At 59.1% G+C, this 21,126-nt stretch carries 22 protein-coding genes; 3 read left to right on the forward strand and 19 right to left on the reverse strand.

Features of this window, described 5'->3' with window-relative positions; translation table 11 throughout:
* Nucleotides 1–2: 2 nt before the first annotated feature.
* Nucleotides 3–653, forward strand: a complete 651-nt coding sequence (locus AADH44_RS07995; protein WP_341952210.1) for a methyltransferase — start codon at nucleotides 3–5, stop codon at nucleotides 651–653.
* Here AADH44_RS07995 and dapF read toward each other — a convergent pair.
* From dapF to AADH44_RS08080, 17 genes are all read right to left on the reverse strand, one after another.
* Nucleotides 650–1,528 (reverse strand): diaminopimelate epimerase, encoded by an 879-nt coding sequence (dapF, locus tag AADH44_RS08000; RefSeq protein ID WP_341952211.1) that lies wholly within the window; start codon nucleotides 1,526–1,528, stop codon nucleotides 650–652. The genes AADH44_RS07995 and dapF overlap by 4 nt on opposite strands.
* Nucleotides 1,506–2,525 carry a tRNA (adenosine(37)-N6)-dimethylallyltransferase MiaA gene (gene miaA / locus AADH44_RS08005; protein WP_341952212.1) on the reverse strand — a complete coding sequence of 340 codons (1,020 nt, stop codon included), beginning with the start codon at nucleotides 2,523–2,525 and terminating at the stop codon, nucleotides 1,506–1,508. The genes dapF and miaA overlap by 23 nt, the downstream gene beginning before the upstream one ends.
* Nucleotides 2,500–4,035 (reverse strand): tRNA (N6-isopentenyl adenosine(37)-C2)-methylthiotransferase MiaB, encoded by a 1,536-nt coding sequence (gene miaB / locus AADH44_RS08010; RefSeq protein WP_341952213.1) that lies wholly within the window; start codon nucleotides 4,033–4,035, stop codon nucleotides 2,500–2,502. Before miaB ends, miaA begins: the two co-directional genes overlap by 26 nt.
* A gap of 44 nt (nucleotides 4,036–4,079) precedes the next feature.
* Nucleotides 4,080–4,907 carry a regulatory protein RecX gene (locus AADH44_RS08015; RefSeq protein ID WP_341952214.1) on the reverse strand — a complete coding sequence of 276 codons (828 nt, stop codon included), beginning with the start codon at nucleotides 4,905–4,907 and terminating at the stop codon, nucleotides 4,080–4,082.
* 8 nt (nucleotides 4,908–4,915) lie between these two features.
* Entirely contained in the window at nucleotides 4,916–6,076 is a 1,161-nt protein-coding gene (recA, locus tag AADH44_RS08020) for a recombinase RecA (RefSeq protein ID WP_341952215.1), read from the reverse strand.
* Between the two features lie 239 nt (nucleotides 6,077–6,315).
* Nucleotides 6,316–6,543, reverse strand: coding sequence for a DUF3046 domain-containing protein (locus AADH44_RS08025; RefSeq protein WP_341952216.1), 228 nt, complete (start codon nucleotides 6,541–6,543; stop codon nucleotides 6,316–6,318).
* A 77-nt stretch (nucleotides 6,544–6,620) separates the two neighbouring features.
* Nucleotides 6,621–6,929 (reverse strand): helix-turn-helix transcriptional regulator, encoded by a 309-nt coding sequence (locus AADH44_RS08030; RefSeq protein WP_021808548.1) that lies wholly within the window; start codon nucleotides 6,927–6,929, stop codon nucleotides 6,621–6,623.
* Nucleotides 6,930–7,130: 201 nt separating this feature from the next.
* Nucleotides 7,131–7,628: a CinA family protein gene (locus AADH44_RS08035; RefSeq protein WP_341952217.1), complete on the reverse strand. Its 498-nt coding sequence runs from the start codon at nucleotides 7,626–7,628 to the stop codon at nucleotides 7,131–7,133.
* A gap of 10 nt (nucleotides 7,629–7,638) precedes the next feature.
* Complete coding sequence (gene pgsA / locus AADH44_RS08040) at nucleotides 7,639–8,295, reverse strand: CDP-diacylglycerol--glycerol-3-phosphate 3-phosphatidyltransferase (protein WP_341952218.1); 657 nt, start codon at nucleotides 8,293–8,295, stop codon at nucleotides 7,639–7,641.
* Between the two features lie 4 nt (nucleotides 8,296–8,299).
* Entirely contained in the window at nucleotides 8,300–10,897 is a 2,598-nt protein-coding gene (locus tag AADH44_RS08045) for a DNA translocase FtsK (RefSeq protein ID WP_341954961.1), read from the reverse strand.
* Between the two features lie 235 nt (nucleotides 10,898–11,132).
* Nucleotides 11,133–12,509, reverse strand: coding sequence for an ABC transporter permease (locus AADH44_RS08050; protein ID WP_341952220.1), 1,377 nt, complete (start codon nucleotides 12,507–12,509; stop codon nucleotides 11,133–11,135).
* Nucleotides 12,506–13,231, reverse strand: coding sequence for an ABC transporter ATP-binding protein (locus AADH44_RS08055; protein ID WP_341952222.1), 726 nt, complete (start codon nucleotides 13,229–13,231; stop codon nucleotides 12,506–12,508). Before AADH44_RS08055 ends, AADH44_RS08050 begins: the two co-directional genes overlap by 4 nt.
* Nucleotides 13,231–14,199 (reverse strand): hypothetical protein, encoded by a 969-nt coding sequence (locus tag AADH44_RS08060; protein WP_341952223.1) that lies wholly within the window; start codon nucleotides 14,197–14,199, stop codon nucleotides 13,231–13,233. Before AADH44_RS08060 ends, AADH44_RS08055 begins: the two co-directional genes overlap by 1 nt.
* A 119-nt stretch (nucleotides 14,200–14,318) precedes the next feature.
* Nucleotides 14,319–15,995: a ribonuclease J gene (locus tag AADH44_RS08065; protein ID WP_341952224.1), complete on the reverse strand. Its 1,677-nt coding sequence runs from the start codon at nucleotides 15,993–15,995 to the stop codon at nucleotides 14,319–14,321.
* Between the two features lie 94 nt (nucleotides 15,996–16,089).
* Entirely contained in the window at nucleotides 16,090–17,064 is a 975-nt protein-coding gene (dapA, locus tag AADH44_RS08070; RefSeq protein WP_341952225.1) for a 4-hydroxy-tetrahydrodipicolinate synthase, read from the reverse strand.
* A gap of 9 nt (nucleotides 17,065–17,073) precedes the next feature.
* The gene (locus tag AADH44_RS08075) at nucleotides 17,074–17,604 is read right to left on the reverse strand and encodes a dihydrofolate reductase (protein WP_341952226.1); all 531 of its coding nucleotides are present in this window, start codon (nucleotides 17,602–17,604) and stop codon (nucleotides 17,074–17,076) included.
* Complete coding sequence (locus AADH44_RS08080) at nucleotides 17,601–18,410, reverse strand: thymidylate synthase (protein WP_341952227.1); 810 nt, start codon at nucleotides 18,408–18,410, stop codon at nucleotides 17,601–17,603. Before AADH44_RS08080 ends, AADH44_RS08075 begins: the two co-directional genes overlap by 4 nt.
* Nucleotides 18,411–18,506: 96 nt before the next feature.
* Between AADH44_RS08080 and AADH44_RS08085 the strand changes: the two genes are divergently transcribed.
* Together AADH44_RS08085 and AADH44_RS08090 are read left to right on the forward strand one after the other, a co-directional pair.
* Nucleotides 18,507–18,932: an OsmC family peroxiredoxin gene (locus AADH44_RS08085; RefSeq protein ID WP_341952228.1), complete on the forward strand. Its 426-nt coding sequence runs from the start codon at nucleotides 18,507–18,509 to the stop codon at nucleotides 18,930–18,932.
* A 2-nt stretch (nucleotides 18,933–18,934) separates the two neighbouring features.
* Nucleotides 18,935–19,834, forward strand: coding sequence for a TIGR01777 family oxidoreductase (locus tag AADH44_RS08090; protein WP_341952229.1), 900 nt, complete (start codon nucleotides 18,935–18,937; stop codon nucleotides 19,832–19,834).
* Between the two features lie 42 nt (nucleotides 19,835–19,876).
* Here AADH44_RS08090 and AADH44_RS08095 read toward each other — a convergent pair whose 3' ends face one another.
* Together AADH44_RS08095 and dapB are read right to left on the reverse strand one after the other, a co-directional pair.
* Nucleotides 19,877–20,332, reverse strand: a complete 456-nt coding sequence (locus tag AADH44_RS08095; RefSeq protein WP_341952231.1) for a hypothetical protein — start codon at nucleotides 20,330–20,332, stop codon at nucleotides 19,877–19,879.
* Nucleotides 20,329–21,084 (reverse strand): 4-hydroxy-tetrahydrodipicolinate reductase, encoded by a 756-nt coding sequence (gene dapB / locus AADH44_RS08100; protein ID WP_341952232.1) that lies wholly within the window; start codon nucleotides 21,082–21,084, stop codon nucleotides 20,329–20,331. The genes AADH44_RS08095 and dapB overlap by 4 nt, the downstream gene beginning before the upstream one ends.
* Between the last annotated feature and the right edge of the window lie 42 nt (nucleotides 21,085–21,126).

The raw sequence follows: 21,126 nt of genomic DNA on the forward strand, positions 1-21,126 counted from the left end.
GCATGGCTAACGAGCATTACTTCTCGTCAACACCCGAGAGTGATCTCAAGTTGCGGACGATTCACGCGACCATTGCTGGGGTCGAGCGCGAACTTGTCACGTCAAATGGGATCTTCAGCCCTATGCGCATCGACGCGGGAACCCAAGTTCTTTTGTCGAACGTGCCAGCGCCTCCTCCGGGAGGAAACTTGCTTGATCTCGGGTGCGGTTGGGGTCCGATGGCGCTCACCCTTGCCCTCGAATCACCTCATGCAACGGTGTGGGCGGTGGACGTCAACGAGCGCGCACTGGATCTGGTGCGCGCAAACGCCAAGAAATTGTCCATACCCAACATTAACGCGGTTCTGCCCGCAGATGTTCCCGACGACATAACATTTATGTCTATTTGGTCGAATCCGCCGATCCGCGTCGGCAAGGACGAACTCCACAACATTCTGGAAACGTGGCTTCCCCGACTCGAACTGGATGCGGATGCGTGGCTCGTTGTGCAACGCAATCTAGGATCTGATTCATTGCACAGGTGGATGGAATCGACGTTCCCCAAAGAATTCACCTTTACGCGCGCCGCTACCCACAAGGGCTACCGTGTGCTGAGAGCGCGCCACCGTGCTCTCAGCGAGAGAGCTAGCAGGGAACTAGACAAAGGGTCTTAGGCGAGTTCGAGGCTGCCGGTGTAGACGAGCTCGGCTGGCCCGCTGAGCGAGACGTGTTCGCCATCTTCGGTCGGGAACATGCGCACCACGACGGTTCCTCCCGGCACCGTAACTCGCCACTGGTGGGGCGCTTGGGGGCCTGCGTAGTGACGAATAGCGAGCGCTGCCGCGACCGCTCCGGTGCCACACGACTGAGTTTCGCCGCTTCCGCGCTCGTGAACTCGCATACGGATTGAGCCAACACCATCTTTGATCAACGGCTCGGCGGGGACGACGAACTCCACGTTCGCACCGTTTTCTGGTGGCGGATCGATGATGGGAATGTAGTTGAGGTCTACCTGGTCAAGTTCAGCTTCTTCGGCGAGAGCCACGACCACGTGCGGGTTGCCCACGTTGATACCGAGACCTGGACGAGGGACGTCAAGCTCTTTCGCGCGCACCAGCGGCTCGCCCCCGTCGAGCGACCAACGGCCCATGTCTGCCTGATAGCCGGCCAGGTTTCGCTGCACGTCACGCACCCCGCTGCGCGTGCCAATCGGCAGCGTATCGCCCGGCTCAAAGTCAACAAGGCCGTTCTCGGCAAGATAGTGAGCAAACACGCGGATGCCGTTGCCACACATTTCTGCGAAGCTGCCGTCGGCATTGCGGTAGTCCATGTACCACTCGGCATCAGCGTCTTCGGCAAGTGCCGCCGCTCCCACGTCAATATTGGTGGAGCGGACTGCGCGAATGATTCCATCCGCTCCCACACCAAATCGGCGATCGCAGATAGCCGCAACCTGTTGCGGCGTGAGGTCTAGCTCGCCGTCGGGATCAGCGAACAGCACGAAATCGTTGCCGGTTCCTTGACCTTTAGTGAAGTTGAGTGTCGCCATGCTGACCATTCTCCCTTATCGCTATTGCCAGAGCGTGCCGCACGCGATTTGGGTCGTCGTACTGAAGCCAATGACACTGTTCGTAGCGCTTGAACCAGCCCACCTGCCGACGCGCGTAACGGCGAGTGAGAGCTGCTGTTTGTTCGATTGCTTCCGCCTGAGTGAGCGCGCCATCCAACTGTTTGATTGCTTGGGCGTATCCGATTGCTCGGGCGGCGGTGACGCCGAGGCCTTGCGGTCGCAGCCCACGAACCTCATCGAGCAGCCCAGAATCCCACATCTGTTGCACACGTGTGTTCAGCCGAGGTACGAGCTCATCGCGCGGCGCTGCAACTCCCACGATGTGTGCTGGAGTCCACAGCTTCTTCTCTGCCGAAAGGCCTGCCCCAAAGGGCTTGCCGGTAATTTCAATGACCTCAAGCGCGCGCACAATTCGTCGCCCGTTGCTGGCCCCGATCGACTGCGCTGCCTCGGCATCCAACTCGCGTAGTCGGTGAAACAAGATGCCAACGCCCAGGGCATCGAGCTCTGATTCGAGTCGCGCTCTTACCTGCGGATCGCGCGCCGGGAACTGAAAGTCGTGGATGACGCTCGACACGTAGAGGCCAGAGCCGCCGACCAAAATCGGGACCTTCCCGGCGCGCTGAATCTCGCGGATGATCTGCCGCGCATCCGCTTGATACTGGGCGACGCTAGCCTCATCGGTGGGGTCAAGAGCATCGAGCAGGTGGTGCGGGATGCCACGGCGCTCGTTGAGGGGAAGCTTGGCTGTGCCGATATCCATTCCACGGTAAAGCTGCATAGCATCAGCGTTGATGATCTCTGCTGGGGTTCCCTGCTGGGCTAGCGCATCGGCGAGGTCGAGGGAGAGCTCAGACTTGCCTGTGCCTGTTGCGCCGACGATGACAAAGGGTTGGTGCGCGGCAGCGCTGTTCTCGCCTGCTGCGGTGAACTCGGCCGCGCCGTCAGGCTCAGCGGAGGGAGTCTGTGGGGTCATAGATCGGCGTCGTAGAGACTCGGACTGTCGGAAGCCCCAGAGAGACGCGCGGGCCAGCATCGCCCGTGGCTACCCCAGTGGGAACACCACAGGATTCGGCGTCGGCGCGATCCCACGCATCTCCTGCGCTGGTTCGGCGGATGTCGAGAGTGCCGCCGGTAGGGGTATCGGCAATGAGGTGGAATGCCGCAGCTTCCGTGACCGTGAGCGTCACAACATCACCGGGGCGTGGCGTGGCGCTACCGTCGGGAACGTTGAAGTGCACGAGGCGGGAGTCTTCGGCACGACCCGAGAGCCTGGCAGTTTCTGCCTGTTTGCGGCCCTCGCTGGCGGTAACCATTACGTGAACAGTGCGCCCAATTTGTTTATCGTTCTCTTCGCGTGAAATGCGGTCTTGGAGCGCTGCCAGTCGTTCGTAACGCTCTTGAACGATCGCTTTGGGGATCTGGTCTGCCATTGTCGCGGCTGGCGTGCCTTCGCGGATGGAGTACTGGAACGTGTAGGCCGACGCGAAGCGCGCTTCTTCGACTACTCGCAAGGTTTCGGCGAAGTCTTCTTCGGTCTCCCCTGGGAAGCCGACAATGATGTCGGTGGTGATTGCGGCGTGTGGCATTTGTGCTCGAACGCGCTCGAGAATGCCGAGGAACTTTGTTGACCGGTAGCTGCGTCGCATCGCTTTGAGGATTCGGTCAGAACCCGACTGTAGGGGCATGTGCAGTTGGGGCATCACGTTGGGTGTCTCTGCCATGGCATCGATGACGTCATCGGTGAAGGCGGCGGGATGTGGGCTGGTAAAGCGCACTCGTTCGAGTCCGTCGATTGTTCCTGTCGCGCGGAGAAGTTTGCTGAAGGCTTGGCGATCGCCGAACTCAACGCCGTAGGAGTTGACGTTTTGCCCCAGCAGGGTCACTTCGATGGCACCGTCGTCGACAATCGCCTGCACTTCAGCGAGGATGTCGCCGGGGCGTCGGTCTTTCTCTTTGCCTCGAAGGGCAGGCACGATGCAGAACGTGCAGGTGTTGTTGCAGCCCACTGAGATCGATACCCACGCACTGTGGGTTGATTCTCGTCTGGTGGGCAATGTCGACGGGAATACGTCGAGGGATTCAAGAATCTCTAGTTGGGCTTCTTCGTTGTGGCGTGCACGTTCGAGAAGTGCCGGCAGAGACCCCATGTTGTGGGTTCCAAAGACAACGTCGACCCAGGGTGCTTTTTCGAGGATGACGTTTTTGTCTTTTTGCGCAAGGCACCCGCCGACGGCAATTTGCATGCCGTCGTGTTCCTTTTTGACGCTGGCGAGCATGCCGAGATTGCCGTAGAGCTTGTTGTCGGCGTTTTCACGGACTGCGCAGGTATTGATCACGACGACGTCGGCGGGACCTGCGGTCGCTCGGATATAGCCGGCGGCCTCGAGGGAGCCGCTGAGCCGTTCGGAGTCGTGAACATTCATCTGACACCCATAGGTGCGCACTTCGTAGCTGCGCGGGGTGGCCAGTTTTTCGTCAATCATGTCTTCCACCTTAAGCCTCCGTGGCGACTCAGTTTGACGCTCTGCTAACGAAAGATGGGGCCACCGGAAGATTCGCCCGAGCGTGGAGCGAGAGCTGCGGTCACTGCTGCTGAGACGATGGAGCCTGAGTAGCCCTTGCGCATGAGGAAGCCGCTGAGTCGGCGCTTCGCAGTGACGCTATCGAGCGAGCGGAGCTGAGGCGCACGTTTGAGTGCGATTTCGTTGGCTCGCTCCTGCTCTTCGTCACGCTCAACGTCTAAGACAGCCGAGATGTGCTCTTGGTCGATCTTACGGCGTCTCAACTCGGCGCTGATAGCCGAAGCTCCCAGCCCTTTTCGCTCGCGCAGGGTCCGCGTGAGAGTTTCGGCGAGAGCCGCATCGTCGAGTAGACCGGAGCCTTCGAGCCGCTCTACTTCGCCCTCGATTTCATCTGCTTCGAACTCGCGCGTGCCCAGAAACTGCGTCATCTCATAAGACGACATGCCGCGTCGGGCGAGCGCCCGCATACTGACCCGGCTAACCTCCGAAAATCCATCGCGCGCTTGTCGTCTCGCCGCCTTCGACTGGCCTTGTGCCGGCTTCGTTTGCGCCGGCTTCGCCTGCAGAGGCAACTCTTCGACAGAGTCGGCTCGGTCAGGCTGCTCGTGATCGGGCCGTTGGCTGAAACCAGCCAGAGTCGGGAGTGCACGAACGGGTGCGAGCACCTCAGGATCAGCGGGCGCCTCGGTTGCGTCTGCAGCGCTGAAGCCGCGGGGGCCAGCCGCAGTTGATTCCTCCGACGACGTCGCGGTCGTCTCGGTGTGTTTGGTACCAGAGCGGTCACCGAACAGGTTGATGACCGGTGCGATGTGTTCGCCGTCGGAGGATGTCATGGCTGAACCTACTGGCCTACGGCCGTTTTGAGCGGCTCACTTGCTTTATCAACTACCGGTAGCACGGGCCCGTCGGCCTTGGCACTAGCTTTAGCGGCCTTTTCAGCTTTCTCGGCCTTCACCGCGGCATCGGCAATCGCCTTTGCCTCGCTAGCATTGGCTGCTTTGGCTTCTGCACCCACGCCAAGCTTGCGCATGATTTTTTGCTCAATCTCTAATGCGATCGCTGGGTTTTGGATCAGGAATGCACGAGACTTTTCCTTACCCTGGCCGAGCTGATCACCGTCATAGGTGTACCACGCGCCCGATTTGCGCACGATTTCGTGATCCACACCGAAGTCGATGAGGCTGCCTTCGCGAGAGATTCCAATTCCATAGAGGATGTCGAACTCTGCCTGCTTGAATGGCGGGGCCATCTTGTTTTTGACGACCTTGACTCGCGTGCGGTTACCCACGGCGTCCGTGCCATCTTTCAGCGTTTCAATACGGCGAATATCGAGTCGAACGGAGGCGTAGAACTTGAGCGCCTTACCGCCGGCGGTGGTCTCAGGGCTTCCGAAAAAGACACCGATCTTTTCACGCAACTGGTTGACGAAGATCATGGTTGTGTTGGTCTGGCTGAGGCCACCGGTGAGCTTGCGCAGCGCCTGCGACATAAGTCGAGCTTGGAGACCGACGTGGGAGTCACCCATCTCACCTTCGATTTCTGCACGAGGAACAAGGGCCGCAACCGAGTCGATCACGATGAGGTCAATGGACCCGCTTCGTACCAACATGTCGGCAATTTCAAGCGCTTGCTCGCCAGTGTCGGGCTGAGAGACCAAGAGCGCATCGATGTCAACGCCCAGCTTTGCCGCGTATTCAGGATCGAGCGCGTGCTCTGCATCGATGAACGCGGCGATTCCACCATTGCGTTGCGCATTTGCGATTGCATGCAACGTAAGCGTTGTCTTACCAGAAGACTCCGGACCGTAGATCTCTACGATTCGGCCCCGGGGAAGCCCGCCTATACCCAGCGCGACATCGAGAGCGATCGAGCCGGTGGGGATTACCTCGACCGGAGCGCGTTCGTCGCTGCCAAGGCGCATGACTGAGCCTTTACCGAACTGGCGGTCGATTTGAGCGAGAGCGGTCTCGAGGGACTTCTCGCGGTCTGCTGCTGATGGCATTACATCTTCTCCATTGGTCGTAGGTTGCTGCCCATAGGCTGTCGCGATTCGTGTGGACCGATGATGCAAGGTCCGCAACCTCCCGACAAAGGCTGTGTTGCTGAATGCCACGTTACGTCGCCGCTCTGACATTTCAGAAAAGTGACGTGCCGTGTGCGTCCAAAAGTTGTATTCGATTGGGTGTTAGGGAGGAGACTAACAATGTCGAACAGATGTTCGAACACGCCACGCGGGCAGAACTACGATTTCTTAGGTTCGCGTTGCCCGACGCCGTAGCGGCGGTCCGACGGGACATCCATCGCGTCACACAGCGCCGTCCAGACTTGGCGCGCGGGAACCCCGCGAGAAAGCGCCTGAGCGGCAGTGATACCACCAACCGAGCCCAACACTTGATCATTGACGAGCACTCGACCATACGGTTCACCAAACTCATCGGCGACCGCCGTCCAAAACTCGCTCACTCTCATGCAACCACCCTATGCTCGCCCACCTTAAGCAGCGAATGCCCCGCTCCCAACGGAGCGAGGCATTCGACGTGCACTATTTAGCGCGAAATCAAGTTCGAATCGAACTCAGCAACGAGCTCATCGGGCAGAGTATCGGGGATCGTCGTTGCGCCTTCGATGATGGCGAGACGATCGCCAACCTCACGCATGATTACGGAGATCGGTGTATCGAGAGCTTCAGCAACCGAAGCAAGAATTTCTGAGCTGGCCTCTTTTTGGCCACGCTCTACCTCACTGAGGTATCCGAGGGCAACACTCGCTTTGCTTGCGACCTGACGAAGGGTGCGTCCCTTTTGCAGGCGCACGTCGCGGAGAACGTCACCGATTTCCTGACGGACTAGAACCATTGGACACTCCCTCTCTGACTGTGTAGCGCGACCAGATCATTCTGGATAGTCAAGTCTACAGTCACTATCTGTTCAGAACTCTAACCCTTCCAAACTGGAGAGGTCTTGTGAGTTCGCTAACTGTAACCCAGCCGAAACGTGCATTATTCCCGCCGCACCCTGCAATCTGGCACCAGTTCTGGACATAGACCGAACGGGTAGTTAGTTATCGGCGGTGAGGTGCCCATAAAGGCACTCCAGCGCAGCCTGAACGGTCTGCTGGCGCACCGCATCGCGATTCCCCGTGAACTCGAAATCGCGAGTCTCTACAAAGTTGTTTGCAGCAAAGCCGATGAACACGGTGCCCGGCGTTTTGCCCTCGTGAGACTCAGGGCCAGCAACTCCCGTAGTGGCCAAACCGTAGGTTGCCTGCTGGTCACCGACCCCGAGCACCTCACGCACACCTGTCGCCATGTGAGCTGCGACATCCGGATGCACGGTGCCATGGATCGCCAACAAGCTTGCATCAACACCAAGAACTTGATTTTTGATGGCCGCGTTGTAGGCGACGACCGCGCCGTTGAGCACAGCTGATGCTCCAGGAACGTGAACGATAGACGCCGAAAGCAGACCACCGGTCAGTGACTCTGCCAGGGCGAGGGTTTGTCGTTGTTCGGTGAGAATCGCCACGATCTTTGTGGCGAGTTCTTCAGTAGTCACTAGTGAGGGGTCACGCTCCTGAATTGGTTTTGCGGGTGTGGCGCCATGCCTGCCACAGGTATTCGATGCCCGTGTACACGGTCAGAACGACAGCGATCGCCATGACAGACCAGTTGAGCCACAAGACCCACGGACCGAGAACGGTAAACAACGGAACCAAGAAAAGAGAGATCGCGACCGCTTGTAGGACCGTCTTAAGCTTGCCGCCGCGCGAGGCAGGGACAACGACGCGAGAAAGCACGGCGAAACGGTAGATCGTTATCCCGAACTCGCGCACCAAGATCACAATCGTGATCCACCAGGGGAGCTCACCGAGGACCGAGAGAGCGACGAGCGCTCCGCCCGTCAGAACTTTGTCAGCGATCGGATCCAAGATGATTCCGACGTTTGTGATGAGGTTACGGCCACGAGCCAAGTGACCATCGACAGTGTCAGTCACGATTGCGAAAATGAAGAGCGCTGCAGCGAGATAGCGGATGAGGCTCATCTGGCCGTCATCGAGCAGCAAGAGCCAGATGAAGAGAGGTGCGAGAAAGATTCGCACCACCGTGATGATATTGGCGACGTTTGCATTCGATGCCGGAGTTTCTCCGTCGCGAATCATTCGTCCGCGCATCGAACTAGTCCGTTCAGGCGGACCAGACTGCGAAACTGGTTGGTCGCTCACGCGATTACTCCCGATCGGTCAGGTTCCAAGCGTCCTCATCTGAGCCGCCTTCTACTTCATCGTATCCGCTGAGCGACTCTTTCACAGCGTCGATTGGTCCCGGCTCGTCTTCGCCGCGCAATCGGGCTAGAACGGCGGGTAGCTGTTCGGCGGTCACGAGCACGTCGCGGGCCTTAGAGCCTTCGGACGGCCCGACGATCTCGCGCGACTCCAGAAGGTCCATGAGTCGGCCTGCTTTAGCGAACCCGACGCGAAGTTTGCGCTGCAGCATGGAGGTCGACCCAAACTGGGTGCTGACAATAAGTTCAGCAGCCGCCAGCAGCACCTCAAGGTCATCCCCGATGTCGGCGTCGATGTGCTTCTTTTCGGCGACAACCGCAACATCGTTGCGGTATTCGGGCCGCGCTTGAGCAATTACATGTTGCACGATCTCGGCAACTTCGCTCTCTGGGACCCACGCACCCTGCACGCGGATCGCCTTCGAGGCACCCATCGGCAAGAAGAGCGCATCGCCCTGACCAATAAGCTTGTCAGCGCCGGGCTGATCGAGAATCACTCGAGAGTCGGTCATGCTCGACACCGCAAATGCCAGTCGGGAAGGCACGTTGGCCTTGATCAAACCGGTCACCACGTCAACGCTGGGGCGTTGGGTTGCCAACACCAGATGGATACCGGATGCTCGTGCCAACTGAGTAATTCGAACGATGGAGTCTTCGACATCTCGGGGTGCAACCATCATCAGGTCTGCCAACTCGTCAACGACGATGAGCAGATACGGATACGGCTTCAGCGTGCGCTGGCTACCTTCAGGCAGCTTAATCTCGTCGGCAACTACCGCGCGGTTGAAGTCGTCAATGTGGCGGTAGCCGAAACTTGCCAAATCGTCGTACCTCATGTCCATCTCTTTCACGACCCAGGCCAGTGCTTCGGCCGCTTTCTTGGGGTTGGTGATGATGGGGGTGATGAGGTGGGGAACTCCCGCATAAATCGAGAGCTCAACGCGCTTGGGGTCAATGAGCACCATGCGAACTTCCGCTGGCTTAGCGCGCATCAGAATTGAAGTGATCATCGAGTTGACGAAACTCGACTTTCCCGAACCGGTGGAACCGGCCACCAGCAAGTGGGGCATCTTGGCCAGATTCGCAACGACGAACCCTCCCTCGACGTCTTTTCCTAAGCCGATCGTCATGGGGTGTTCGCTTTTAGTGCTGGCGCTTGAGCGCAGAACATCGCCAAGCGACACGATCTCGCGATCCTTATTCGGAATCTCGACACCGATGGCACTCTTGCCCGGGATAGGAGACAGAATGTTGACTTCGTTGCTGGCAACCGCGTAGCTGATGTTCCGGGCAAGCGCGGTGACGCGCTCAACCTTCACGCCCGGGCCGAGCTCGAGTTCATAACGTGTGACTGACGGACCGCGGCTGAAGCCGGTGACGGTTGCGTCAACACTGAACTGTTTGAGAACTTCAGTGATCGACGCGACAACCTCATCGTTGGCGGCGGAACGCGACTTGGGTGGTGTTCCTGCAGACAACAGTGATGCGGTGGGCAGTTGGTAGACAGCCTGCGAAGCTTGGGGGCTGGTTTCGTGGGGCCCATCGAATTCGCCAGCGGTACCCTTCTCACTTGCTTTGGTGGTGAAGCCGGGGAGCACTCGGGGGCCGTCGTCGCGCATCTCTGTCGCGGGGGCATCCACTTCGCCGGTGTTGTAGTTCTTGACCGCTTCTTCGGCCTTGAGAAGATCTTCGAGTAGCTCGACGCCGAATTGCTCTTCTTTTTTGGTGAGGTCTTTCGCCGCGGGAGGCGGGGTGGGATTGACGACCTCAGTGGCCTGATCGCGGGAGATAACCGGGCTGTCGAATGCTTTGTCTTCGCTGTTCTCAGACTTATTGCGTCGCCACCAGGGTAGCGAGGATGTGTCGTTATCGCCCCCAAGGCCGATATCTGTCAATGATCCGAACTGAACAGAGTCGTTCTTGCCTGCACTTGCCTGAGCCTTGGTCGCAGCGCGCTCCTCATCGCTCTGCAGCTGCGCACCAAAGAGATATGCGTAAAGCTCGCGGAGACGCGATGGGAGGCGATTCGGCGGCGTCTTGGTAATGATGAATAGTGAGAGCACCAGAAGCAGCACGATCACCGGCACCGCAAGCAGAGTAGTGCCTAGCCAAATGAGTGGATTGGCCATGAGCCACCCGAACACTCCCCCAGCACGCGCAATTGTTTCTGCGCCCTCTGACGGGTGCGGTTGACCGCTGAACACGTGACACAGGGCAGCAACGGTGACAATGAGAATGCTGAGGCCGATGCCAATGCGACCGTTGTCGTGAACGCTAGACGGATGCCGGAACATCCAAATCGCCAACAGCAGCAGAATCACGGGCAGCGCGAAGGCGACTCGACCGACGAGCCCACCAAAGGTGTACGCATCGAGCGCGATGGCGACGGAATCGGTGGGGTTGAACCACTCGACTACCGCACCAATGATCGCAAGAACAAAAAAGAGAAACGGTACGCCGTCGCGACGTTCATCTTTCGTGAGCTCTTCGCGACCAAAAACGCGGAACGCACCGCCAACCATGTGCGCGAGACCCAGCCACATCTTGGTGAGGGGTCCGTCTGGTTCGACCGGAGCTTGCTTGCCTCGCGGCAGTCTTTTGGTTGCTTGAGTCTTATTCGGAGTGTTTCTGGCGCGCGGTTTCGACGCACCCGAGCGCGAGGTCGACGATGTACGCGTAGCCATAATTCAAAGCTACCTGTGGCCTCCGTCAGAGTGCCGCAGCGACACTCAGCGCCGACCGCTGTGGTTGAAACGAGCGGAGTTCAGATCGCCGGCGCTAATAGCGGATCGCATCGATGACCTTAACCTTGACAGCCACGAGAGCAGGCATGAGTCCGGCGAGCACCCCCACCGCTGCAGATGCCCCGAGCGCAATCAGTGCTGCCTCAAGCGGGAACGGAGGCAGGTCCTGCACTCCCGGGGCGATGAGATCCTGAACTGCGGGGTTCTGAACGATCACGATGGCGAGGGCGACGCCGATTACGCCGGCAGCAATTGTCGCGACAACGCTCTCCATCATCACCGCGAAGAACACGCGACCCGCGGTGGCCCCAAAGGCGCGACGAACACCTATTTCCCTGACCCGATACTTCACGGTCACCAGCGAAATGTTGACGAGCCCTAACGCTCCTAGCAGGAGGATTAGTGCGGCGATTCCGCCAATCACCCACTGCAACGGTTCGATCGGGTTCACTCCACCCCATGCCAGATAGTCGTTGCGGTTGATGTTCGTCTCCACGCCGTCGCCAAAATGTGCCCGCATATCGCGATCAATCAGTTCGAGCAGTTGATCAGACTGCTCTTCCGGCACCCAGAGCTCGTAGCTCACATCGCCCTCATTGGCCGTCAACTCGCCCACGAGATCTCGATACGGTTGGTCAAGCATGGACATCGTCAGTCCAGACTCGTAGGCCTCAGGTGCGAGGACCCCAACGACCACGGCGGTCGTTACATTCGCCGCGCTGAGTTCAATCGTCGGGTGGGTACGCAGATCGGGTCGCCCAAGCTGGTCGTAAAAGCCGTCGTTAATCACTACCGCCGGAGCAAGCCGCCGCCCATCGGCTTCGGTCAGCCAGCGACCAACGGCCACATCCACGCGGTGCATGACACCGAATTTGGGATCGACTCCCAGGACCGCCGTGAACTGGGTGCCGTTCGACAGCTGAGCTGTTACGCTGCCGCGACGGATCGCAGTGGAGTGGCTTACCTGGTAGCGCTCGACGAGCGTATCCATGAGTTCAACGAACTGGGCCGGCTCAATTTGTTCCTGGGTCGTGGCGGAGAAGGGTGGATATGCCATCAGCGTGGCCGGGCGACCACTGGACTTCTCATATTGTTCAGTCTGAGCTTGGCCGAACACCGCTCCCGCCCCGACAACAGTCGCGAGCGCACACACGGCAACTCCAATGCCGATAAGGCTGAGGAGCACCCGCGTGCGATTGATACGAACTTCATCCCAGGCCTCGACAACTGAACCAACGACACTGCTCAGTAGAGAACCACGCGGCTCACGAGCAGGGTTGGCGAGTTCAGCGGTGGGGCGTACGACGAGACTGCCGGCACCCGAAGGCGGTTCGGGGTCGGGAGCCTCAGCGTCATTCGAGGCTGGCCCAGCGTCCGTTGACTCGACAGGTTTCGTGCGACGCCACCTCACAGTGCAGCCTCCGGTAGCGAAGTCGCAAGCATCCGACGCACGTCGATAGTCGACAGCACACCGTTGTCGAGACGGTAATGCCTGCGAGCAAGAGCCGCGACATTCGGATCGTGGGTGATCGTGATGAGAGCTGCACCCGACTGCTCAGCCACATCATCCAACAACGCCATTACGGTCGCGCCGGTCTCCACATCCAGCGCACCCGTGGGCTCGTCAGCAAGAATCAATCGCGGACTGCGCACGAGTGCACGTGCGATCGCCACCCTCTGCTGCTCTCCACCGGAGAGCTTGTCGGGCAGTGATGCCATCCGCTCACCGAGTCCCACACGTTCGAGCATCTCGGTTGCCAGTGCGCGGCGGCGCCAAAACTGATGGCCCGAAGCATAGAGCAGCGGTGTCATCACGTTTTCGAGCGCGGTGCGCCCCGCTAGCAGATTGAACTGCTGAAAAATGAAGCCAACATCCCGGCCACGCTTACGGTCGCGTTTGCCACCAGAAAGCTTCTCTAGCGGCGCCCCATCAAAGATGATCCGCCCGGTCGTAGGATTGTCGATCAGACCGAGCAAATTGAGCAGTGTCGACTTTCCCGAACCAGACCGCCCCACAATGCTGATGTGGTCACCCACCTCCACATCGAGGTCAATCCCTTTGAGGATGTCGAGCCGGCTAAAATCGGGAAGCTCCACCGATCGGGTCACTGCTTCGAGCGACAGCAGTGGCATCAGTAGCACACCACTTCGTCGCCATCTTTGTAACAGTTTTCGGGCAGGTTCTCGTCATCGACGGCCCCGGCCCCCGGAACGAACTGCAAGATGGTGTCACCAACTTCGAGCCCAGATATCACTTCTACGGTGATTCCGTCGTTGAGGCCAAGCACAACTTCGCGAAGCTCTGTCGTGCCATCAGGGAGCACTAAATAAACGTTTCCCGTTACCGCACTGCCCTCGACCGCGGTGATCGGCACGACCATGACATCCTCCGCGATTCCTCCCGCAATCGTGATCTGGGCTGTCAGCCCGGGAAAGACCACAACATCACTAGGGACAACACACGAAACGGTCGGACCAGCTCCCGCCTCCGCGCCGGACTCCCCTGTCGTCGCGAACGTGATGCTCAGTCCCGTGCACGTGAACGGCGCTGGCCCGCCATTGATGGCGACGCTCGCTTCTTTCGGCCGGTCAACAAGCCGATAGAGCTGCTCAGAAGGGACCGTTCCGCTCACGGTGTACGACGGCGGCGAGACAGTGCCTACGGGCGATCCGACCTGAAAGGACTCGCCAACAAGCGTCGTGAAGCCACTCAGCGTTCCAGCGGCAGGCGCAACGACAACTTTCCACTGTGTGCCCTGCGTGCCGTCCGGATTGATCACTTCAGCACGAAGCTTCAGGATCTCTTGGCCCTTTGCTACTGACTGGCCTGCCGAGACAGCGACTTCTCGCACTTCCCCAGAGAGAGTTGCCGGAATCGGGATGCTCGCGGCGGCCGCAACGCTGCCACTCAGCTCAACATCGTTTGTGATCGTTCCCGTCACTACCTCGTAGTGCTGCTCTTCGATCGCGACCGTGGGAAACTCCAGATCATCAGCCCTGAGCGCATCACCAAAGAACGCGAACTTCACGAGCGCCACCGCAATGACTGCGAAGATGATCATCCAGATGATGGGAAAGACCCACCTGCGCGCAACGCCCACTCGACACCTCGAATTCAGAAAACGGCACGGCAGATGCAGCCGAGTAATATTCACATCAGATCACCGAAAAGGGCAAAACACAAGCCCAACGTTTCCCGATTCCGAAGCGTCAGCAGAAACTAAACCTCGATAACGACAGGAACGATCATGGGACGGCGACGGTGCTGGGTGTTGACCCACCGACCGACCGTGCGACGAACGACCTGAGCGAAAGCATGACTATCGCGGGTGCCATTCTCCGCAGCATCCATGAGCGCTTTCACCACCTGAGGCAGAACGGCGTCGAAGACGTCCTCATCTTCAGCAAAACCACGCGACTGAATCTCAGGGCCAACAATGACCTTGCCCGTTTGAGCATCCACCGCAACGAAAATGGAGATGAAGCCCTCCTCGGCGAGGATTCGACGATCCTTGAGGTCGGCATCCGTAATTTCACCCACGCTCGAACCATCAACATAGACGAAGCCCAAATCAAGCTGACCAACCACTGACGCCTGACCATCCTTGAGGTCGATCACGGTCCCGTCTTCCGCAATGATCGTGTTTTCGGCCGGAACGCCCGACTGAATAGCAAGATTCGCGTTCGCCACCAAATGGCGGTACTCACCGTGAACCGGGAGCACATTCTTGGGGCGCAAAATGTTGTAACAGTAGAGCAGCTCTCCCGCGGCAGCGTGGCCAGAAACGTGCACCTTGGCATTCGCCTTGTGCACAACATTGGCACCCAGCTTCGTGAGGCCATTAATCACGCGGTACACAGCGTTCTCGTTGCCCGGGATCAAACTCGACGCGAGAATAACCGTGTCACCCTTGCCGACCTCGATCTGGTGTTCCATATTGGCCATGCGTGCCAGAACAGCCATCGGCTCACCCTGGCTACCGGTCGACATGTACACGAGTTGATTGTCCGGGTAGTTGACGGCCTTCTTCGCATCAAGCAGAACACCATCGGGCACCTTGAGGAATCCGAGATCGGCCGCGATGCCCATGTTGCGGACCATCGACCTCCCCATCAAAACAACTTTGCGGTTGTTGGCGACTGCGGCATCCAGAACTTGCTGAACCCGATGCACGTGGCTCGAGAAGCTAGCAACAATGACACGGCGCGGAGCCTTAGCGATTACCGCCTCGAGCACCGGCCCGATATCACGTTCGTTCGGCGTGAAACCCGGAACATCGGCGTTAGTGGAGTCTGCTAAAAACAGATCAACGCCCGCCTCCCCCAACCGTGCGAATGCGCGAAGATCAGTGATGCGATCGTCAAGCGGGAGCTGGTCCATCTTGAAATCGCCAGTATGGAGCACTACACCAGCGCTCGTCGTAATCGCCACGGCGAGCGCATCCGGAATCGAATGGTTCACAGCCACAAACTCAAGGTCAAAGGGACCGATTTTTTCTTTCTGGCCCTCCGTCACATTGAGCGTGTACGGCTTGATGCGGTGCTCTTTGAGCTTCGCCTCGATGAGTGCGAGCGTGAGAGTCGAACCAATCAGCGGAATATCTTGACGCAAACGCAGCAGATACGGAACAGCACCGATGTGGTCCTCGTGGCCGTGCGTGAGGACAATGCCGAGGATGTCGTCAAGCCGATCACGAATCGAGCTGAAATCCGGAAGGATGAGGTCAACACCGGGCTGGTGTTCCTCAGGGAACAGCACACCACAGTCGACAATCAAGATCTTGCCGTCGATCTCAAACGTGGTCATGTTTCGGCCGATTTCGCCGAGCCCGCCAACCGGCGTTACACGAAGAGTTCCCTGCTCAAGAGCGGGAGGGTCATATACGGAAACTGGCATTGAAGCACCTTGCAGTTAGATGTGTGGGGCCGTTAGCCCCCGTGCGAAAAATGTGGGCCTTGCCCCAGCCAGAGCCTACCCCTCATGGGCGAAGCTAGCGGGTTGCTCCAGCAATCTTAGGAAGTGCGCCTCCAGCTGCCGCGTTGCGGTCTGGGCGAAAATTCTTGAGATCGAGACCCTCGATGCCGGTGACCAAAGCCAACTCGTCTTCGATCTGGGCTGCCTCTGACTCTTCAGGGCCGACAAGAGGTAAACGCACCCGCGGGCTCGAAATGCGACCGAGGCCGTGAAGGATGTACTTGGCTGCCACAGTGCCAGGCACGTGCGTCATCGCTGCACGCACGAGCGGCTCAAGCGCTTGATGTGCTGCAGTAGCAGTCGCCAAATCGCCAGCGTTAACCGCATCGACAATCACGCGGTACGGGCCAGGGGCGATATTGGCTGTGACACCGATGAGCCCCGTGGCGCCAATCGACAAATGCGGCAAAACGTTGGCGTCATCGCCAGAGAAGTACATCAAGTCAGTCTGATTGAGCACGCGGCTCACCTCACTGAAATCGCCCTTGGCATCTTTGACCGCAAGGATGTTGGGGTGCTTCGCCGCACGAAGAATCGTTTCGTACTGGATCGGTACCCCAGTGCGCCCGGGAATGTCATAAAGGATTACCGGGAGGTCGGTAGCATCCGCAATCATGCGGAAGTGCGTGAGTACGCCGGCCTGAGTGGGCTTGTTGTAGTACGGCGTGACGATCATCACACCGTCAGCACCCGCTTTCTCGCTTGCCTTATACAGCTCGATTGCGTGAGCGGTCTCGTTGGAGCCGCCACCGGTGATGACCTTGGCGCGTCCCGCAGAAACCGACTTGGCGACCTCAACGAGTTTGATCTTCTCCGGGTCAGTGAGCGTGCTGGTCTCGCCGGTGGTGCCGGTAACGACGACACCATCGGCGCCGGCGCTGATCACATCATCAATGTGCTTCTCGACATCACCCCAATTGACTTCACCGTCAGCGGTGAACGGTGTGATGAGCGCGACGAGTACTTGACCGAAAGGATTATCTGTAGACACCCCTCTAGGTTAGCGCTGCTGAGACGCGTCGGTCTCGTAGCGCAAAAAACGGTAATGAAGTCCGCTGGATGAGGTGTGCCAGCCCTCGAGGGGATCGCTCGCTGCGAGCATCCATTGTTCGCCTCGCTCCGGCGCGTGAGTATCTCCATCAAAGTGCTCACGGATCTCGGTGACCTCGAGGCGCTGAGCACAAACGAGTGCCTGTGAATAGATTTCTGCACCGCCAATGACCCAGATAGTCTCGTCGGGTTTGTCGGATGCCGTAGCCAGCTGAATTGCGGCATCAACGCTGTGTGCGACTTGGGCCCCCTCGGCGCCCCACTTCGTTTGGCGGGTCACAACGATATTGCGGCGCCCCGGCAATGGCCGGAATCGTTGAGGGAGCGATTCCCACGTTTTGCGCCCCATGATGACGGGGTTGCCGCGCGTGAGAGCGGCGAAGTGGGAAAGATCTTCCGGCAGATGCCACGGCATCGTGCCCTCGTTGCCAATGATGCCGCCCTCCGATTGAGCCCAGATCACGCCAACAGGCGCGATCACACGGCAACCGGCGCTTTAATCGCGGGGTGGTGTTCGTAGCCAATGATCTCGAAATCTTCGAATGCGTAGTCGAAGATGCTGGCCGGTTTCGTCGAGATCGCAAGGTGCGGCGGGGCGAAGGGCTCCCGGGTGAGCTGTTCGGTGACCTGCTCAACGTGGTTGTCGTAGATGTGACAGTCGCCACCGGTCCATACAAAGTCTCCGACCTCTAGCCCGGTCTGCTCGGCAACCAGGTGAGTGAGCAGGGCATAACTCGCAATGTTGAACGGAACACCAAGAAAGAGGTCGGCGCTGCGCTGATAAAGCTGGCACGAGAGTTTGCCATCAGCAACATAGAACTGGAAGAACGCGTGGCAGGGAGCGAGCGCCATCTTCGGGATGTCGGCCGGATTCCATGCCGAAACAATCAGTCGACGCGAGTCGGGGTTGGTCTTGATCTGCTCGATGACTTCAGCAACTTGGTCGATCTGCTCACCAGACGGCGTGGGCCATGTACGCCACTGCACACCGTAGACCGGGCCCAGCTCTCCCGCTTCGTCGGCCCACTCATTCCAAATCGTGACGCCGTTGTCGCGCAACCAGGAAACATTGCTTTCCCCGCGCAAGAACCACAACAGTTCATAGGCGATCGACTTGAAGTGCACGCGCTTCGTCGTGATGAGAGGGAACCCCTCGGCTAGGTTAAATCGCAATTGGCGACCAAACACACTGCGTGTTCCGGTGCCCGTGCGGTCACTCTTGTGCACACCGTTCGCGAGCGTGTCGCGCAACAGGTCTTCGTAAGGGGTTGCGATCGTAGAAGCCATCGAGTCGATAGTACTTGCTGCGCGCAGGTTCACACGGGTTTCTCATGCACGTCGCTCAGCCACCGCATAGTGTTGAACACGACGAAAGGAACGGCTATGCCTGTTACGAGCGAAGCAACAACCCTCTGGTTTGGTGACCTGTTCAGCGGCAACGGAACGACATCGCTTGACTCCTCTGATGCCGCAGAATTCCCAGTGAACTGGGCAGCGCGATCAGAGGGCCAAAAATCAACGACCAACCCCGAAGAACTACTCGGCGCGGCTCACTCGGCATGTTTCGCCATGGCGTTCTCGAACGGTCTCGCCAGCAACGGAACACCGGCCGAAAGCCTGCAAGTTACCGCAGCAGTCACCTTTGACCCTGCCGAAGGAATCACGGGAAGTCACCTGCTCGTCAGCGCCAAAGTCGCCGACCTGAGCGATGAGGTATTTCAGCGACTGGCACAGGAAGCCAAAGAAGGCTGCCCCGTTTCACGTGCCCTCACCGGTATCCCCATCACCCTTGAAGCAAGCTTGGCCTAGTAGTGACTGGGTCATCAGCCACCCGGGTGCTTGTCGCCGGCGCGTCCGGCTATATTGGCACCGAACTCGTCTCCCAGCTCGAGACAGCAGGTTTCGATGTCCTGCGCCTCGTGCGCCGCTCACCACAGACCGACACCGAGTTTCAGTGGGACCCGCAGTCGGGGACTATCGATGATCGAGCCATCGAGCGTGCGGATGCTGTCATCAATCTGGCCGGCGCTAGCACAGGGAAATTGCCGTGGACGCCCGGGTACAAGCGGGAGATTCTGCGTTCACGAGTGGATGGCACCCGCACTATCGCCGAGGCAATTCGGCGCGCCAGCACTCCCCCCGATGTCTTTCTCAATGGTTCAGCGGTCGGCTACTTCGGCAGCCGCCCTGGTGAGGTGCTGACGGACGAGTCCGCGAAAGGGACAGGCTTCCTCAGCGACGTTGTTGAGGCGTGGGAGAAGGCTGCCCGCCTCACTCCGTCGCACACCCGCCTCGTCATGTTTCGCACAGGAATCGTCGTGGGCAAAGGCGGCGCATTCACTCCGCTCAACCTGCTCACCCGCTTCGGGCTGGGCAGTCGACTCGGCAGCGGCGACCAATACTGGCCCTGGATTAGCCTCCACGACGAAGCTGCCGCCATCATTCACCTAATGCGCAGCGACTTCTCTGGTGTCGTCTCCCTCGTTGGGCCGGCCCCGGCGACGGCAAAGACGGTGACGACGACCCTCGCGCGGACAATGCAGAAACCACACTGGCTGGTGGTGCCGAGCTTTGCCATAAGGATGCTTGGCGACGCAGGCGAAGACCTCATCCTGGTTGATGAGAATGTTCAGCCTCGCACTCTGCTCAACACGGGCTTTAGTTTCACGCACACCACAATCGAGCAGGCAATCAAAGAGTTCATCGACTAGCTGTTCCCCCTCGAGAGATCAGTCGCGACAGCGAGAACTCGCCTAAGCAGCCTTCTTGTCAGCGCTACGCGAGAGCGCGATGGCGTGACGAGTAGCCCAACGGGCCCGACGTCGATCGCCACTCGTGTCATAAGCGAGCCCGAGGCGCAACCACGCCCGCCAGGAATCGGGGCTGGCTTCGGCCTCGTCCCGGTAACGCCCAAATGCGCGGTCTGCCGCTTCTGGCTCGGCTCGCCCGCTCGGCCGACGTTCAGTGATTTCCTCGGGCAAAGCGCCCTCCTCCCGGAGGGTGTTGAGCAACCGCTCTGCCCGGAAGATGAAAGCCAGCTCGGCTGCGAGCGCCCAGAAACCAATCAATGGGAGTATGAGCAACGCCCACCCCATCACCTGCGCGACAATTTCCCCAGTTCCGATCAAAATGAACGAATAATTGATCACAAACACCAGGTAGAGTCCCAGAAGGCCCACCATGACAAGAGCCGCTATGCGTGTTTTCATTGTGACTCCTCGCTGCCGCTGGGTGAGAGGTTGATGAGCTGGTCGAGCCCGACCGTCACGCCCCGTGCGCCAACGACCGCGCGCAGACCGAGCAGGATTCCGGCCTCATAGGAATCCTGCGACATCGTGCGATGGTCGATCGTGAGCACCTCGCCTGGCCCGCCGAAAATGACCTGTTGGTGCGCCACGACTCCCGACATTCGCAGACTATGCACGGGGATACCCGCAACTTGCTCGCCGCGGGCACGCTGGTCATGGTGAGGCGCTGCTACTGGACCGCGGTCGGTGCGGGCATCGGCCATGAGCTCAGCCGTGCGAACTGCGGTTCCCGACGGCGAATCAACCTTGCCTGCGTGGTGGCTTTCGATAATTTCGATCGAGTCAAAATACCGGGCAGCAGTAGCCGCGAATGAGGTGGCTAGGGCCGAGCCGAGCGAAAAGTTGGGGATGAAGATGACACCGACGTCGGGGTGCTCGGTGAGCGAAGAATTCACCGCCTGAACACGATCTTCGCTCCAGCCAGAGGTACCAACCAGCACGCTCTTGCCATGAGAAATGGCGAACTCGACAACAGACGGCGAGACGCTTGGTTCGGTGACATCCACGACTACATCTGCCTCAAGCATTTCACTGAGGTCTGACCGCGAATTGAGCGTGGCCACGAGTGAAAAGTCGTCTGAGGCATCGACCACGCCACGGATGAACGTTCCCATGCGACCGGTTGCGCCGACTACCGCTACTTTCGTTGTCATTACCCAAATCTACCAATGCTGAGCGACTCCGCTGACTACTCC

It is taken from the genome of Salinibacterium sp. TMP30 (assembly GCF_038397785.1).
Classification (GTDB): Bacteria; Actinomycetota; Actinomycetes; order Actinomycetales; family Microbacteriaceae; genus Rhodoglobus.